This window comes from Amycolatopsis sp. NPDC006131, from assembly GCF_040614175.1.
GTDB lineage: Bacteria > Actinomycetota > Actinomycetes > Mycobacteriales > Pseudonocardiaceae > Amycolatopsis_E > Amycolatopsis_E tucumanensis.
In genome coordinates this window covers 1-15165 of record NZ_JBEXTX010000081.1, presented here as the reverse complement: position 1 = coordinate 15165, position 15165 = coordinate 1, and the positions used below count along the sequence as shown (strand labels likewise).

At 71.4% G+C, this 15165-nt stretch carries 14 protein-coding genes; 9 read left to right on the top strand and 5 right to left on the bottom strand.

Annotated features, from left to right (window positions below; all coding sequences use genetic code 11):
- Positions 1-68: 68 nt before the first annotated feature.
- Together ABZ215_RS31385 and ABZ215_RS31380 are read right to left on the bottom strand one after the other, a co-directional pair.
- Positions 69-1055: a transketolase C-terminal domain-containing protein gene (locus tag ABZ215_RS31385; RefSeq protein WP_354953747.1), complete on the bottom strand. Its 987-nt coding sequence runs from the start codon at positions 1053-1055 to the stop codon at positions 69-71.
- Positions 1052-1915, bottom strand: a complete 864-nt coding sequence (locus tag ABZ215_RS31380) for a transketolase (RefSeq protein WP_354953745.1) — start codon at positions 1913-1915, stop codon at positions 1052-1054. The genes ABZ215_RS31385 and ABZ215_RS31380 overlap by 4 nt, the downstream gene beginning before the upstream one ends.
- A gap of 93 nt (positions 1916-2008) precedes the next feature.
- Here ABZ215_RS31380 and ABZ215_RS31375 point away from each other — a divergent pair, with 93 nt between their 5' ends.
- The 7 genes from ABZ215_RS31375 (at position 2009) to ABZ215_RS31345 (ending at position 10092) form a co-directional block, all read left to right on the top strand.
- Positions 2009-2803: an IclR family transcriptional regulator gene (locus tag ABZ215_RS31375; RefSeq protein ID WP_354953743.1), complete on the top strand. Its 795-nt coding sequence runs from the start codon at positions 2009-2011 to the stop codon at positions 2801-2803.
- Between the two features lie 124 nt (positions 2804-2927).
- Positions 2928-3719, top strand: a complete 792-nt coding sequence (locus tag ABZ215_RS31370; protein WP_354953741.1) for an SDR family oxidoreductase — start codon at positions 2928-2930, stop codon at positions 3717-3719.
- A gap of 61 nt (positions 3720-3780) precedes the next feature.
- The gene (locus tag ABZ215_RS31365; RefSeq protein ID WP_354953739.1) at positions 3781-4725 is read left to right on the top strand and encodes a substrate-binding domain-containing protein; all 945 of its coding nucleotides are present in this window, start codon (positions 3781-3783) and stop codon (positions 4723-4725) included.
- 1 nt (position 4726) lies between these two features.
- Positions 4727-6253 carry a sugar ABC transporter ATP-binding protein gene (locus ABZ215_RS31360; protein WP_354953737.1) on the top strand — a complete coding sequence of 509 codons (1527 nt, stop codon included), beginning with the start codon at positions 4727-4729 and terminating at the stop codon, positions 6251-6253.
- Positions 6254-6257: 4 nt separating this feature from the next.
- Positions 6258-7271 carry an ABC transporter permease gene (locus ABZ215_RS31355; protein ID WP_354953735.1) on the top strand — a complete coding sequence of 338 codons (1014 nt, stop codon included), beginning with the start codon at positions 6258-6260 and terminating at the stop codon, positions 7269-7271.
- Positions 7268-8329 carry an SDR family oxidoreductase gene (locus ABZ215_RS31350; protein ID WP_354953733.1) on the top strand — a complete coding sequence of 354 codons (1062 nt, stop codon included), beginning with the start codon at positions 7268-7270 and terminating at the stop codon, positions 8327-8329. The genes ABZ215_RS31355 and ABZ215_RS31350 overlap by 4 nt, the downstream gene beginning before the upstream one ends.
- A gap of 23 nt (positions 8330-8352) precedes the next feature.
- The gene (locus ABZ215_RS31345) at positions 8353-10092 is read left to right on the top strand and encodes an NAD(P)/FAD-dependent oxidoreductase (RefSeq protein ID WP_354953731.1); all 1740 of its coding nucleotides are present in this window, start codon (positions 8353-8355) and stop codon (positions 10090-10092) included.
- A 577-nt stretch (positions 10093-10669) separates the two neighbouring features.
- Here the strand turns inward: ABZ215_RS31345 and ABZ215_RS31340 are convergent.
- Positions 10670-11629: an RluA family pseudouridine synthase gene (locus tag ABZ215_RS31340; RefSeq protein ID WP_354953729.1), complete on the bottom strand. Its 960-nt coding sequence runs from the start codon at positions 11627-11629 to the stop codon at positions 10670-10672.
- 81 nt (positions 11630-11710) lie between these two features.
- On the opposite strand from ABZ215_RS31340, the gene ABZ215_RS31335 reads away from it, so the two are divergent.
- Both ABZ215_RS31335 and ABZ215_RS31330 read left to right on the top strand, forming a co-directional pair.
- Positions 11711-12274 (top strand): helix-turn-helix domain-containing protein, encoded by a 564-nt coding sequence (locus ABZ215_RS31335; RefSeq protein WP_020415970.1) that lies wholly within the window; start codon positions 11711-11713, stop codon positions 12272-12274.
- The gene (locus ABZ215_RS31330; protein ID WP_354953727.1) at positions 12261-13148 is read left to right on the top strand and encodes an SRPBCC family protein; all 888 of its coding nucleotides are present in this window, start codon (positions 12261-12263) and stop codon (positions 13146-13148) included. Before ABZ215_RS31335 ends, ABZ215_RS31330 begins: the two co-directional genes overlap by 14 nt.
- Positions 13149-13197: 49 nt before the next feature.
- Here the strand turns inward: ABZ215_RS31330 and ABZ215_RS31325 are convergent, their stop codons facing one another.
- Positions 13198-14580 (bottom strand): MFS transporter, encoded by a 1383-nt coding sequence (locus ABZ215_RS31325; protein ID WP_354953725.1) that lies wholly within the window; start codon positions 14578-14580, stop codon positions 13198-13200.
- A gap of 98 nt (positions 14581-14678) precedes the next feature.
- The gene (locus ABZ215_RS31320) at positions 14679-15131 is read right to left on the bottom strand and encodes a dihydrodipicolinate synthase family protein (protein ID WP_354953723.1); all 453 of its coding nucleotides are present in this window, start codon (positions 15129-15131) and stop codon (positions 14679-14681) included.
- Positions 15132-15165 lie beyond the last annotated feature (34 nt).

The following is a 15165-nucleotide window of genomic DNA, read 5'->3' as shown; positions in this document are numbered from 1 at the left end:
CCGATGTCGGAGATGCGCTTGAGCACCGGGGCCCGTGCGACGCCCCGCCGGGCCCCGGCGCCGGCCGGTCAGCCCACCGCGGCCCGGGCGGCCCGGGCGATGCCGTCCGCGTCGAGCCCGTAGTGCCGGTACAGGTGGGTCGGCGGTCCGATCAGGGCGTACTCGTCGCGAAGCCCGTGCCGAACCACCCGTGCCCCCAGGCCCCGCTCGGCCACGACCTCGGCGACCGCACCGCCGAGCCCGCCGAGAACGCTGTGCTCCTCGACGGTCAGGATCACCGGCGTGCGCGCCGCGGCGGCGGACACCGCGGCGGTGTCGAGGGGCTTCACGGTGTGCATGTCGAGCACGCCGGCCGAGATCCCCTCCGCGTTCAACGTCGCCGCGGCGGACAGGGCGGGGTGCACCATCGATCCGGTGGCGATGATCGTCACGTCGCTGCCCGTCGAGTGCTCGATCGCCCGGCCGATGGTGAAGGCCCGGTCGTCGGCGCCGTAGACATCGGGGTCCTGTCCACGGCCGATGCGGAAGTAGATCGGCCCCGGCCAGCCCGCCGCGGCGCGCAGAGCCGAGCGCAGCTGAGCCGCGTCGGCCGGGGCGATCACCGCCAGCCCGGCGATGCTGCGGGTGATGGCGAGGTCCTCGGTCGCGTGGTGGGAGGTCCCGTAGTAGCCGAGGGTGATGCCGGCGTGGTGGCCGATCAGCCGGACCGGGAGCTTGGTGTAGGCCACGTCGGTGCGGATCTGCTCGCAGGCCAGCAGCGCGAGGAACGAGGCGAAGGTGGCCACGTAGGGCTGCCAGCCGGTGGTTGCCAGCCCCGCGGCGGTGGACACCATGTGCTGCTCGGAGATGCCGAACTGGACGTAGCGGTCCGGGTGGCGCTCCTGGAAGCGGACCAGGCCGTTGGAGTACTTCAGGTCGGCGGTCCCCGCGACGATCGGATGCCCCTCGTCGACCAGCTCCGACAGGGTGTCGGCCAGGGCGTGCAGGCCCGGGGCGCGGTCGAGCAGCGTCAGCAGGTGCCAGGATTCGGGCTGTAGCCCGGGTGCGACGCTCATCGGTTCCTCCGCAGCTCGTCGATCGCGTTGCGTTCGTCCTGCTCGGCGAGCCAGCCCAGGTGCCAGCCGAACTCGGCTTCCATGTAGGAGATGCCCTTGCCCTTCACGGTGTCGGCGATGATCACCACCGGGCTGGTGCGCGTGGTGTCGGCGACGACCTGACGCAGCAGCCCGAGCAGCGCGGCGACGTCGTGACCGTCGACCCGGTGCGCCTGCCAGCCGAAGGCGCGCCACTTGTCCTCGAGCGGTTCGATCCCGGTGACCGTGTCGATGCGGCCGTCGAGCGAGTGGTCGTTGCGGTCCACGATCGCGATCAGGTTCGACACCCGGTGGTGTGCCGCGCCGAGCGCGGCTTCCCAGATCTGGCCCTCGTGCAGTTCGCCGTCGCCGAGGAGGACGAAGACGTTGGAGTCGTACCCCCGCATGCGGGTGCCCAGCGCGATCCCGGTGCCGGTGGAGAGCGCGTGGCCGAGCGAGCCGCTGCTGAAGTCGATGCCCGGGATCCGGGTCATGTCCGGGTGGTCGCCGAAGGCGTTGCCCAGCCGCGTGTACTCGTCCAGCTCCGCCGGGTCGAAGAACCCCCAGTCGGCCAGGAGGGGGTAGAGCGTGGCCGCGGCGTGGCCCTTGCCGAAGAGGAAGCGATCGCGCTCGGGCCAGTCCGGCTCGCCTCGCCGCAGGCGCATCACGCCGTAGTAGAGCGTGGCGAGGATCTCGGCGCAGGAGAAGCCGGAGGCGTAGTGGCCGGTCTTGGCGATGGAGATCAACCGGACCGTCTCCAGGCGGGCGAACAGCGCGCGCTCGCTGATCGTGTCGATGAGGTCCGCGTGCGTGGGCTGCGGATCGTGCTTGACCACTGTCATGGGATCGCAAAGTACCGCTCAACGGGCATGCTGTCCATAGAGCGAGAATCTTTTCTGCTGGTCGGCTTGTCCGCTGAGCGGTAACATCTCGTGGTGGCGAATGACGGAAATGTGATGCTGGTGCGCAAGGTGGCGCAGGTGCTCGACCACCTGGCCGCGCAGGGCGAGGCGACCGCCGCGGAGCTCGCCGAGGCGCTGGGGGAGCCGCGCAGCTCGGTGTACCGGCTGTTGTCCAGCCTGCAGGCCGAGGGGCTCGTGGAACACGGATCACGGCGCGGCCAGTTCCGCCTCGGGTTCAAGCTGCTCACCCTGGGCACCGCCGTGGTGGCGCGGTTCGACGAGCGCGAGTTCGCCCAGCCGGTTCTGGAGCGGCTGCACGATCTGACCGGCGAGACGGTCTTCCTCTGCGTGCGCCGCGGGGACGCCGCGGTGTGCATCGAGCGCCTGGCGGGCAAACGGGTGCAGTCGCTGGCGCTGAAACTGGGGGGATCGCTGCCGCTGCACGCTGGCGCGGCTTCCCGTGCCCTCCTGGCGTTCGCGCCGGAGACGGAGTGGGAGGGCTACCTCGACCGCAACGTGCCCTTGTCGCGGTTCACCGCGTCCACGCCGTCCGAGCCCGGCGCGCTGCGCAAGGCGCTGCGGCAGGCGCGGGAAGACGGGTACGCGCTCAGCGACCAGGACGTGACGGTGGGCGTGGCGGCGATCGGTGTCCCGGTGGTCGACTACCGGGGAGAGGTCCGTGCCGCCGTCTCGATCAGCGGGGTGCGCGAGTCAATCCTCGGCGAGGACTTCGCCCGCTGGCGCGATCTGCTCCTCGAGGCGGGCCAGGAGGTGTCGCGCGCCCTGGGCTCGGAGCTCGCCGGCAAGAACGTCGCCCGGTTCGACTGAGTCAGGAGGCGACCCCACACCTTCCTCAAATTCTCACCTACTAGACGAAGCGTCCTTTGTGTGAGAATGTGTCTTTCGTCGCGGGGCTGCGGAGCCCCTGCCTGACGCGTTGAGGGAGGCACTCATGGTCAACGATGACCTGTCCGGCCGGGTCGTGGTCGTCACGGGCGCGGGCGGCGGGATCGGACTCGCCTGCGCCCGGCACGTGCTGGACGCGGGCGGCCGGGTCGTGGGCGCGGACGTGCGGACCGGGCCGCTCGAGGACCTCGCCTGCCCGGACCGGCTGCGGGCGGTGCACGCCGACCTGCGTGAGCCCGCCGCCGCCGAGAACATGATCTCGGCCGCGCTCGACGCGTTCGGACGGGTCGACGTCCTGGTGAACAACGCCGGGATCGCACCCGTGCGGGAGGGCTTCCTCACCATCACCGACGCGGACTGGGACGCGACACTCGAGCTCAACCTCATGGGCTACGTGCGGGCCGCCCGCGCCGCCGTCGCGGTGATGCGCGACGCCGGCTCGGGCGCCCTCGTCCACATCGCCTCCGAAGCCGCGCGCATGCCCAACCCCCGGCTACCGGACTACAGCGTGTCCAAGGCCGCGGTGCTGATGCTGTCCAAAGTGCTCGCCGCCGAGTTCGCACCCTTCGGCATCCGGTCCAATGTGGTCTCTCCGGCGTTCGTCCGCTCACCCATCTACGACCGTCCCGGTGGTCTCGCCGACAGCCTCGCCGAGGAGTTCGGTGTGGACCGGGAGACGGCCCTGCGCCGCTACGTCGAACTCAACGGCATTCCCCTGGGACGGCTCGGCACGGTGGACGAGGTCGCCGAGATGGTGACGTTCCTGGCCTCCGACCGCGCCGGTTTCGTGACCGGCGCCAACTTCTGCGTCGACGGCGGCGTGACCCCGGTCGTCTGACCCCCTGCCGCCGCGTCCCCATCGTCCGAACAGACAAGGAAATCCGACCATGATGCATCGCATGCTGCCCTGGCGCCGGCCGCTGCGCCGCGCGGGCGCGCTCGCCGCGGCCGGTCTCGCGGCACTCGCCACACTCGCGGGCTGCGCGTCCGGCGCCGGCTCCGCCGGAGACGGCCTCACCATCGGCGTGACGCTCAACGCCGCCTCGAACCCCTTCTTCCTCGCCGAGGGCAGAGCCATCGAGCAGGCGGCCGGACCCGGTGTGCGCGTGGCCGTCCAGTACGCCAACGCCGACGTCGCGACCCAGAGCAACCAGATCGACACCTTCATCCGGCAGCGCGTGGACTCCATCGTCGTCGACGCGGTGGACTCCGACGGCATCGGACCGGCCGTGCTGCGTGCCAAGCAGGCGGGCATCCCGGTCGTGGCCATCGACGTCACCGCCACCGGCGCGAACGCCACGGTCGCCAGCGACAACGTGCAAGCGGGCCGCGACGCCTGTGCCTACCTCGCCGAGCAGCTCGGCGGCCGGGCGAAGATCGCGATCGTGGACGGTTCGGCGGTGTCCGCCATCGCCGACCGCATGAGCGGGTGCCGCCAGGCCCTCGCGCAGGCGCCCGGCATCGAGGTCGTCGCCACCCAGCGCGCCGACCTGACCCGGGACAAGAGCATGACCGTGGCGAGCAACATCCTCACCGCGCACCCGGACGTCGCCGGGTTCTTCGGGGTCAACGATCCCACGGCGATCGGCATCGCGCTCGCCGCGCAGCAGAAGGGCGCGCGGGTGAAGGTGGTCGGCGTCGACGGTGCGCGGCAGCTGACGGATCTCTTCGGCGAGGGGCTGATCATCGGGACCTCCGGGCAGGACCCGGCCAAGCTCGGGCGCACGGGACTCGACTTGGCGACCCGGCTCGCGCGCAAGGAGCAGGTGCCGTCCGCGCCGGTGCTGATCCCCACCGTGCTGGTCACGCCGCAAACCCTGACCGCCTACCCGAGCTGGGGCTGACATGGCATCCCACGACGGCGAGGCCGTGGTGCGGCTGGAGGACGTCACCAAGTCCTTCGCGGGCAACCCCGTGCTGCGCGGGGTGTCGTTCGCCCTGACGCCCGGCGAGGTGCACGTGCTGGCCGGCGAGAACGGCGCGGGCAAGTCCACGTTGATCAAGGTGCTGACCGGTATCCACGCCCCCGACGGCGGACGGGTGCTCGTCGACGGGGAGCCGGTGGCCTTCACCGGGCCCGGCGACGCGCGGCGGCGCGGGCTCACCGTGGTCCACCAGGAACTGAGCCTGGTGCCGGAACTGACCGTGGCGGAGAACATCGTCCTCGGCCGCGAGCCGCGCCGCGGGGGCGGCCGGTTCGACCGCCGCCGGTCGCGGGAACGGGCCGCGGCGGCGCTGGCCCGGGTCGGCGCCGCGCTCGACCCGGACACGCGCGTGGCCGATCTGAACACCGGGCAGCAGCAGCTGGTCGAGATCGCGCGCGCTCTCGCCGACCACCCGCGGGTGCTGGTGCTCGACGAGCCGACGGCCGCGCTGTCCGACGAAGAAGCCAGGGCACTGCTGGCGATCGTGGCGGAACTGCGCGACGCCGGGCTCGCCCTGCTCTACATCAGCCACCGGATGGCCGAGATCGCGCGGATCGCCGACCGCGTCACCGTTCTCCGCGATGGCCGCGTCGCGGACACCATGACCCGCGCCGAGTCCACTGAGGACCGGATCGTGACCTCGATGGTCGGCCGCCCCGTGGCGAACCTCTACCAGCACGGCGACCGCCGGCCCTCGTCGCAGGTCCGGCTGCGGGTGGAGCGGATCAGGTCCCGGACCGTGCGGGAGTGCACGTTCCAGGTGCGGGCCGGGGAGGTCGTCGGACTCGCCGGGATCGTCGGCGCCGGCCGCAGCGAGCTGTGCCGGCTGATCGCCGGATTCGACCGCGGCGACGGGGGAGTGGTCACCGTCGACGGCCGCCCCGTCGACAACGGCCGTCCCGCCTCCGCCGCCGCGGCGGGAATCGTGATGCTCCCGGAGAGTCGCAAGACCCAGGGCTTGTTCCCCGCGATGTCGGTCGCCGACAACGTGTGCACCGGCACCGGACTGGGGCGGCGGAGGCTGGGCCGGACCTCGGCGGGTGCCCGCAGATCAGCCGCGCGACGCTACGCCGACCGCATGCGGATCAAGTCGGCCGGACTGGACCAGCGCGTCGCCGAACTGTCCGGCGGCAACCAGCAGAAGGTGCTGCTGGCCCGGTGCCTGGCCCGCCGCCCCGCCGTGCTCATCCTGGACGAACCCACGCGCGGCGTCGACATCGGCGCCAAGGCCGACATCTACGCCCTCGTCAACGAAGTCGCCGCCCGCGGCGTCGCCGTGGTGCTCATCTCCTCCGAACTGCCGGAGGTGCTCGGCCTCGCCGATCGCGTCCTGGTGATGAGCGGCCGATCGATCGTCGCCGAGTTGTCGGGCGCGGTCATGACCGAAGAAGAGGTCATCCGGTACGCGACCGGCGCCGGCGCGCCCGCCGAACTCACACAGAGGTGATCCGATGGAAACGACGGTAGTGACCGAAGCCGCCCGGCCGGAGCGGCCGGACCCGCCACGGAGGCTGCGCGGAGCGGGCAGCGTGACCGACTGGCTCGGGGTGCTGTCCGCGCTGCTGGTGCTCGTGATCCTGTTCGCGATCGCGGCCCCCTACTTCTTCACCGTGCCCAACCTGCTGGACATCGCCCGGCAGATCGCCGTCACCGCGGTCCTCGGCGCGGGCCTGACGTTCGTCATCATCACCGCGGGCATCGACCTGTCGGTGGGCTCGGCCGTGGGGGTGACCGCGTTCGTGGCGGTGTCGCTGTCACTGAACGGGGTGCCTGCCGTGGCCGCGCTCCCGGCCGCGCTGGCGGCCGGGGGCGTCGTGGGCCTGGTCAACGGCGTCCTGGTGGCCGGTCTCGGACTGGCCCCGTTCATCGTGACCCTGGCCGCGCTCACCTACCTGCGCGGTGTCACCTACGTCGGCACCGACGGCACGACCTTGTTCTCCACGGACCTGAGCTACGCCACCCTGGGCAGCGGGACCGTGCTGGGCGTCCCCACCCCGGTGCTGATCATGGTCGCGGTGTTCGCCGCCGGTGGTTACCTGCTCAACCGCACGGTGTTCGGCCGCTGGATCTTCGCCGTGGGCGGCAATCCCGAAGCGGCCCGGCTCGCCGGCATCCCGGTCCGGCGCGTGCTGGTGTGGGTGTACGTCCTGTCCGGACTGTGCGCCGCGATCGGCGGGGTGATCGCCTCGGCCCGTCTGCAGAGCTCGGTGCCGGACCTGGGCAGCGGCTACGAGCTGTCCGCCATCGCGGCGGTGGTGCTCGGCGGAACCTCCCTGATGGGCGGGCGCGGCTCGCTGACCGGGACCTTCCTCGGCGCCGCGATCATGGGTGTGCTCGTCAACGGCATGACGTTGCTCGACGTGTCGTCGTTCTACCAGCAGATCATCCAGGGCGCCGTCATCGTCGTCGCCGTCGCGCTGGACCGCCTGCGGTCCCGCCGCACCGGAGCGGGAGGAGCGCGATGACCACCGGAACCACACTCGTCGTCGGCGCGCACGGGGTGATCGGCGGGGCGGTGGCGCAGCGGTTGCGCGACCACGGCCGCCCAGTGGCGACGCTGGCGCGCCGCGGACCGGTCACCCTCCCCGACGGCGCCGTGATCGACGACCACGTGCGGGTCGACCTGCTCGACCGCGGGGCCACCACCGCCGCGCTGGCGGGCCGGAGCGACATCACCCACGTCGTGTTCGCCGCCTACGTCGAACGCGAGACCATGGCGGCCACGGTCGGACCGAACGTCGCCATGCTGCGCCACCTCCTCGACGCGCTGCACGCGAGCGCTTCGACGGTGCGCCACGTCGTGCTCATCGGCGGCGGCAAGTCCTACGGCGAACACCTCGGCCACTACAAGACCCCGGCCAAGGAGAGCGATCCGCGCTTCCTCGGCCCGATCTTCTACAACGACCAGGAAGATCTGCTGTGGACGGACTCCGAACGGGCGGGGTACACCTGGACGGTGCTGCGGCCGGACGGGGTGCTGGGGGTCAGCCTCGGCTCACCGATGAACCTCGTCACCGGGCTGGCCGTGTTCGCCGCGGTCAGCAAGCACCACCGCGTGCCCCTGCGCTTCCCCGGTACACCGGGTGCGTGGACCGCACTGCACCAGGCCACCGACGCGCGGATCGTCGCCGGCGCGGCCGAATGGGCGCTGGACAGCCCGGCCGCCCGCGGCGAGGTCTTCAACGTCACCAATGGCGACCACTTCCGCTGGCAGCACCTGTGGCCCGAGCTCGCCCGGTTCTTCGGCATGCCGGACGCCCCACCTCAGCCGATGCCACTGGCCGAGCAGATGGCGGACAAAGACGCCGTCTGGGACACCGTCACCGCCGAACACGGGCTGCGGAAGCTGCCGATGGGCGCGCTGGCGTCGTGGCCGTTCATCGACGGCTGGCTCGCCAACGACGCCGACATGGTGCAGAGCACCGTCAAGATCCGCCGCGCCGGGTTCACCGACTGCGTCGACACCCACGACAGCTTCCTGGACAACCTCTCCCGCATGCGCGCGCTGCGCCTGATCCCGTGACCGTCCGCGACCCTCAGGAGACGATGATGACCACGACCGACCCGGCCACGATCGCCGAGCGCTGGCTCGAGGAGTTCGGCAACCTGCTGACCAGGGGGGCCGACGTGTCGGCGCTGTTCGGCAGCGAGTGCTACTGGCGTGACCTGGTCGCCTTCACCGACGACATCCACACCGTGTCCGGGGGAGAGGTGCCTGCCGGGCTGGCCGCCCGCCAGCCGGTCGCGAAGGCGACCGGGTTCCAGATCGCGGACGGCCGCACACCGCCGCGGTTCGTCGACCGCAACGGGATCCGCACCGTGGAGGCGATCTTCGAGTTCGAGGTCACCGCGGGCAGCGGGGCGGGCGTCGTGCGCCTGGTCGAGGAACCCGGGCGCGGTCACGTGGCGCGGAATCTGCTGACCACGCTGGACCAGCTGGCAGGCTACCCGGAACGGGTCGGCGAGAACCGCCCGGTCGGCCAGCGCGACTCGGCGAAGTTCGGGGGCCCGAACTGGCTCGACCGCCGGGAGGCGGCGCGCGCCTACGCCGACCGCGATCCCGACGTCCTCGTCGTCGGCGGTGGCCAGAGCGGCCTGGCCCTCGCCGCGCGCCTGGGACAGCTCGACGTCGACACGCTCGTGGTCGACACCCACGAACGCCCCGGCGACAACTGGCGCAAGCGCTACCACGCGCTCACGCTGCACAACGCGGTCTGGCTCAACGACCTGCCCTACATGCCGTTCCCGCCGACCTGGCCGGTGTTCGTGCCCAAGGACAAGCTCGCCGGCTGGTTCGAGTCCTACGTGGACGCGATGGAGATCAACTTCTGGGGCCGCACCACGTTCGAAGGCGCGGCGTACTCGGCGGAGAGCGGCACGTGGGAGGCCCGGCTGCGGCGTGCCGACGGCACTGTGCGGGTGCTGCGGCCCCGGCACCTCGTGATCGCGACCGGGGTGAGCGGGATCCCCTACGTGCCGCAGCTTCCCGGGCTGGACGAGTTCGCGGGCGCGGTGGTGCATTCCAGCGCCTACCAGGACGGTGCGGCCCACGCCGGACAGCGGGTCGTCGTCGTGGGCACCGGCAACAGCGGTCACGACGTGGCGCAGGACCTGCACGCCAACGGCGCGTCGGTCACCATGATCCAGCGCAGCCCCACGACGGTGGTCAGCATCGACCCGAGCGCCGCGCTGGCCGACTCCTCCTACCTGACCGCGCCGACGCTGGAGGACAGCGACCTGATCGGGCTGTCCGTGCCGTACCCCGATCTGGTGGTGGGCGCCAAGCAGCTCACGGCGCGGATGAAGGAGCTGGACCGTGACCTGGTCGAGGGACTCGAGCGGGTGGGTTTCCGCACGGACTACGGGCACGACGAGACCGGTCAGCAGATGAAGTACATGCGCCGGGGCGGCGGGTACTACCTCAACGTCGGGTGCTCGGACCTGATCGTCTCCGGGGAGATCGGGCTGGCGCAGTGGTCGGACGCGGACCGCTTCACGCGCGAGGGGCTGCGCATGTCCGACGGTTCGGTGATCGAGGCGGACCTCGTCGTGCTCGCCACCGGGTACCAGAGCCAGCAGGAGGGCGTGCGGCGCCTGCTGGGGGACGAGGTGGCCGACACCGTGGGCCCGATCTGGGGCTACGACGACGAGGGCGAGGTCCGCAACATGTGGCGGCACACCGCGCAGCACGGACTGTGGTTCACCGCCGGCAACTTCCAGATGTGCCGGACCTACTCCAAGGTGCTGGCCTTCCAGCTGCGCCGCAGCCTCGACCAGGAAGGGTGACCGGGATGGTTCCGCGCCGTGCGGCGCGGAACCACCACCGCCGGTGGTGCAAGACCGCGACACGTAGCGGATGCCCAGGCTGGCGACGACGAAGCCGACGAGCAGCAGGTAGGCGTCGCGTAGCCATGCGGCCGAAGCCGGTGCCCACCGCCTGCAGCCGGATGGGGTAGCGCTCGACGGAGGAGAGGTGGAAGTCCTGCACCCCCGGCGCGCACCCGGATGCCGAGGTCCTCTTCGCATTGGGACGGCTGGAAGGTGCCGGAGAGCTGCCCGCGTCCGAGGTCGACGTCGCGTTGAGCTCGTTGGCTACGATTCGCGAGAGGCGACCACGGAGTGGGGGAGCGGACGCTCGGCGTGAGGAGTTCAGGCCGTGCGGCTCACCGTCGTGCCCGGCCAGGTGGGGCGGTCGCGGATCACGGCTTTCAACGCGTGCACGACGTTGCCAAACCCGCAGCAGGGTCGCGACGAACTCGCCCTCGCTGTTGGTCAGGCCGAGTCCATCGAGGACGGTCCGCTCGTCGAACTCCGGACTGGCATCGCAGGTCCGGCACCAGTCCGCTGGTCCGGTAGAACCGCATCACCCCGGACGCGCCGCGCTGCCCGTCTCGCCGTCGCCGCTCCAGTCCGCATAGGACTCCCACGCGCCCAGCGTCAGCTTGCTTTCGAAGTGGCGCCGCTCGCCCGTGATGGGGTCGGTGAACTCGAGTGTCTTGGCCAGCAGTTGCAGAGGGCGGCGGAAGTCGTCGAGCGGGGCGTCGACGACGGTGGGATAGAAGCGGTCGCCCAGGATCGGGATTCCGAGGTGGTTCATGTGCACCCGCAGCTGGTGGGTGCGCCCGGTCGCGGGCACCAGCCGGTAGCGGCCGCGGCCGTCCGCGTGCTCGAGCAGTTCGACGCGGGTCTCGGCGTTGACCGGCCCGTCGGCTTCGCGCGCGGTGAGGCTCCCGCGGTCCTTGACGATCCGGCTTCGCACCGTGACGGGGAGGTCCAGGTGAGGGTCGTGGCGCGCGACGGCCTCGTACTCCTTGCTGACGCGACGGTCCCGGAACAGGGTCTGGTACCGGCCGCGGTACTCGCGCCGCGTGACGAACAGGAGCAGCCCGGCCGTGGCGCGGTCCAGCCGGTGCGCCGGGCTCAGCTCCGGCAGCCCGAGGTCGCGCCGCAGCCGGACGAGCGCGGTCTCCAGCACGTGCTGTCCCCGCGGAATCGTGGCCAGGAAGTGCGGCTTGTCGGCCACGACGAGGTGCTCGTCGCGGTGCACGACGCCGATCGGGAACGGCACCGGCGCCTCGTCGGGCAGGTCGCGGTGGAACCACACGAACCCACCGGGCTGGAACGGGGTGTCGGCGGTGACCGGGCCGTTCTCGCCGGCGATCCGCCCCTCGGCGAGCATCTCGTCGAGCCGTCCCGCGGGCAGGCGGCTGAGGCGCTCGGCGAGGTGGTCGCGAATCGTGGTCCACGGCCCCTCGGCGGGCAGCTTCAGCCGCGCCGGGTCGAGCCCGTGGCGCTGCGAAAGCGGAGCCGGCCTGCGTGACACGGGTGGACCCTACCGGCGCCCCCGGGAGGTGCACCGGCACTATTGACAAAAACTTCTTTTACATAAAGACTCATTTTTGCCATGAGAGATGTCGTCTACCTCGATCAGATCGAGCAGGCCGAGGCCCTGCTCAAGCCGCAGCGCATCGAAGTGCTGCGGCGACTCGCCGAGCCCCGGTCGTGCACCGAGGTCGCCCTCGAGCTCGACCAGACCCCGCAGCGGGTCTACTACCACGTCAAGCGCCTGCTGGACGCCGGCCTCGCGCGTCAGGTGGCCCAGCGCCGGGTCCGCGGGATCCACGAGGGGATCTACCAGGCGGCGGGCCGGTCCTACTGGCTGTCCCCGGCCCTGGTCGGCCGCATCGGGCTGCGACAGACCCGCGACCGGCTCAGCCTGGGCTACCTGGTCGACCTGATGGAGGACGTGCAGGCGGACATCGCCGCGCTCGACCTCACCCGCCCGGACCTGCCGTCGATCGGCGTGTCCGGCGACATCCGGGTGCGCCCGGAGCAACGCAAGGCGTTCCTCGACGAGCTGCAGCAGACACTGCAGGACCTGTTCACCCGCTACGGCGGGGCCGACGGCGACGCGTTCCGGCTGGCCGTCGCCTGCTATCCCAGAGGAGAACCCGATGACCGAACCTGACCTGCTCCTGACCGCGATCGTGCCGACCCCGCTGAAGGAGACCTACCAGGCGCTGACCGATCCGGCCGCGCTGCGCGTCTGGCTCGCCGAGCACGCCGAGGTCGACCTGCCCGGTAGATACGAGTTCTGGGGCCGCTACACGCCAGACGGGGCCGAGCCGCACCAGCGCGTGCTGCACGTGGACGAGCGCACCATCCGGTTCGCCTGGACCGTCGACGGTGTGGAGGCCACCGTCCAGTTCGAGCTGGCCGAGGACGAGGACGGCACCCTGGTCACGCTCACCCACAGCGACCTGCCCAGCTTCGAGGAGGTGATCGCGGACCAGGCCGGCGCCCGTGGCGCGCTGCAGACGTTCTGGTCGCTGGCGATCGCCAACCTGACCGACTACCTGGCCGGCCGTGAGCTGACCCCGATGGTCGACTTCACCTCCGGCGAACTGCGCGCGTCGGTCGTCATCGACGCGGCCCCGGAGGAGGTGTTCGACTCGATGATCCAGCCGGAGGTGTTCCGCAAGTGGTTCGGCGCCAAGGTGGACATCGAGCCCCGGCTGGGCGGCCGCTTCGCGATGGGCGGGTTCGAACTGGACCCCGGCGGGGCCAAGTTCGTCGAGTTCGAACCCGGCCGCAAGGCCGCCCTGCTGTTCGCCGACGGCGAGACCACCAGCTGGGAGCTGGAAGGCTCCGGCGGCAAGACCCGGCTCACCATGTGGCACAGCGGCTTCGACCCGGACAACCCGCCCTACGCCGCCTGGGGCGGCTGGCTCGGCGGCATCGCCGGGCTCCGGCGCTACCACGAACTCCCGGGCCGGCACTCGATCTGGCGCCGGACCGAGATCGCCGGCGTCCCCGAGGGCATGCTGACGATCGACCAGTGAGACGAGTGCCCCGGAACCCGTTCCGGGGCACTCTCCGCCGGCGACCGTCTCAAGGGGACAGTTCCTCGAGCACCTGGCCCTTGGTTTCGACGGCGTGCCGGATGGTGATCACGCCGCCGATCAGGGCGACCACGGCGAAGGCGGCGAAGACGTAGCGGATGCCCAGTCCGGCGACGACGAAGCCGACGAGCAGCGGGCCGGCGGAGGAGGCGGCGCGCAGCCACGCGCTGCCGAAGCCGGTGCCCACGGCGCGCAGGCGGGTGGGGTAGAGCTCGGCGGAGTAGAGGTAGAGGGAGAACGCGATCGTCTGCAGGATGGCGTAGGCGATCGGGGCGAGGATCACCACCTGCGTGGCGGTCGTGGCGCCGAGGGCGGTGAGCACCACGAGTGGCACGGTGGCGGCCAGGAACGCGATGGCGTACCAGCGTTTGCGGCCGACCTTGTCGATGTAGAGCGCGCACAGGATGGAGGCGACGACACCGACGGCGGAGGTGATCCAGCCGTAGAGCAGGCTGGTCTGCAGGGGCAGGTCGAACACCTGCCGGTAGAGCGTGGGCAGCCAGGTCACCAGTCCGTTGTTGATGACGTAGACGGTGATCCACAGCGCCCACAGCATCAGCGTGCGCTTGAGGTAGATGCCGCGGAACAGGTCGCGCCAGCCCGAGCCGGTGGCGGGTGCGGTGACCGGGCGGGGGACCGGCTCGGGCAGCGGTTTGCCTTCCTTGACGGCCTCCCGTTCGAGCATGGTGACGACCTTGTCGGCACGGTCGAACTTGCCCTTGGCGGCGAGCCAGCGCGGGGATTCGGGCATGAACACCCGCAGCGGGATCATCAGCACGGCCGGGACGAGCCCGACGACGAACAGGGCGCGCCAGCCGAACTCCGGCACCAGGAAGTAGCCGGCGAGCCCGGCGAAGAGCAGGCCGACCGGGAAGATGACCTCGTAGAGCAGGAAGAACCGGCCGCGTTTGAGGGCGCCGACGAACTCGTTGATGTAGGCGCTGGCCACCGGCACCTCGCCACCGGTGCCGATGCCCTGCAGGAAGCGGAACACCAGCATCGAGGCGCCGCTCCAGGCGAACAGGCACGCGATGTCCATCGACACGAACAGCACGATGGTGATGAGCAGGGTGCGCAGGCGGCCGATGCGTTCGGCGAGCCAGCCGAACAGGATCGCGCCGGCGAACTGGCCGACGTATCCCGCGGAGAGGATCATGCCCACCCACGCGGGGGTGAGGTGCCATTCGGTGACGAGCTTGGGCATCGCGAAGGCGATGACCAGCACGGTGTAGGCGTCGAAGAAGGTGGCGGTGCCGATGATGACGCGGATCATCAGGAGCCGGCGGGTGACCGGGAGCCGCTCGAGCCGCGCCACCAGCGCGGCGTTGGCCTTGGCGGCCGCCTCGGGGCTGCCGGCAGCGAAAGTCGTCATGGGTTTCGTTTCCTCGCCCTCCGCCGCGGTGCGGAGTCGTGGGGACAACATTGTCGCCGGTCCCGGCGGCGGGGCCGCCGCCGGGACGCGAGTGGGGCTCAGACGAGTTCGGCGCTCTTGAGCGCCTGCACGATCTCCTCCTCGGCCTCGGGGGAGAGGTCGATCAGCGGGGAGCGGACGCCGGCGTGCTCGAGGATGCCGCGCGCCTTGAGGCCGAGCTTGAGGGCGACGGTGCCCTCCATGTGCGAGCCGCGGTGGTAGACCGCCTTGGTGACCGGCAGCAGGCGGTCGTGCACGGCACGGGCGGCGGGGTAGTCGCGGGCCTTGCCCGCGGCGATGAGCTCCAGCAGGGGCTCGGGGGCGAGGCCGCCGTAGCCGACGAGCAGGCCGTCGACGTCGAACATGGTGTGCAGCAGGTACTCGTCGTGGCAGGACAGGATCTGCAGGTCCGGGTGCTCGCGGCGGAGCACCGGGATCTCGGTGTCCCAGCGGCGCATGTTGCGCACGCCGTTCTTGCCCGGCGCGTCACCCGACCGTCGGCGGTCAGCCACAGCTCGTCCACGGCCCGGAAGGCGAGCGGCTTGC

What these genes read in the sequence shown, in the direction of transcription:
- ABZ215_RS31385 (WP_354953747.1), bottom strand. Translation starts at nt 1,055, where the DNA reads ATGAGCGTCGCACCCGGGCTACAGCCCGAATCCTGGCACCTGCTGACG.
- ABZ215_RS31380 (WP_354953745.1), bottom strand. Translation starts at nt 1,915, where the DNA reads ATGACAGTGGTCAAGCACGATCCGCAGCCCACGCACGCGGACCTCATC.
- ABZ215_RS31370 (WP_354953741.1), top strand. Translation starts at nt 2,928, where the DNA reads ATGGTCAACGATGACCTGTCCGGCCGGGTCGTGGTCGTCACGGGCGCG.
- ABZ215_RS31365 (WP_354953739.1), top strand. Translation starts at nt 3,781, where the DNA reads ATGCTGCCCTGGCGCCGGCCGCTGCGCCGCGCGGGCGCGCTCGCCGCG.
- ABZ215_RS31360 (WP_354953737.1), top strand. Translation starts at nt 4,727, where the DNA reads ATGGCATCCCACGACGGCGAGGCCGTGGTGCGGCTGGAGGACGTCACC.
- ABZ215_RS31355 (WP_354953735.1), top strand. Translation starts at nt 6,258, where the DNA reads ATGGAAACGACGGTAGTGACCGAAGCCGCCCGGCCGGAGCGGCCGGAC.
- ABZ215_RS31350 (WP_354953733.1), top strand. Translation starts at nt 7,268, where the DNA reads ATGACCACCGGAACCACACTCGTCGTCGGCGCGCACGGGGTGATCGGC.
- ABZ215_RS31345 (WP_354953731.1), top strand. Translation starts at nt 8,353, where the DNA reads ATGATGACCACGACCGACCCGGCCACGATCGCCGAGCGCTGGCTCGAG.
- ABZ215_RS31335 (WP_020415970.1), top strand. Translation starts at nt 11,711, where the DNA reads ATGAGAGATGTCGTCTACCTCGATCAGATCGAGCAGGCCGAGGCCCTG.
- ABZ215_RS31330 (WP_354953727.1), top strand. Translation starts at nt 12,261, where the DNA reads ATGACCGAACCTGACCTGCTCCTGACCGCGATCGTGCCGACCCCGCTG.
- ABZ215_RS31325 (WP_354953725.1), bottom strand. Translation starts at nt 14,580, where the DNA reads ATGACGACTTTCGCTGCCGGCAGCCCCGAGGCGGCCGCCAAGGCCAAC.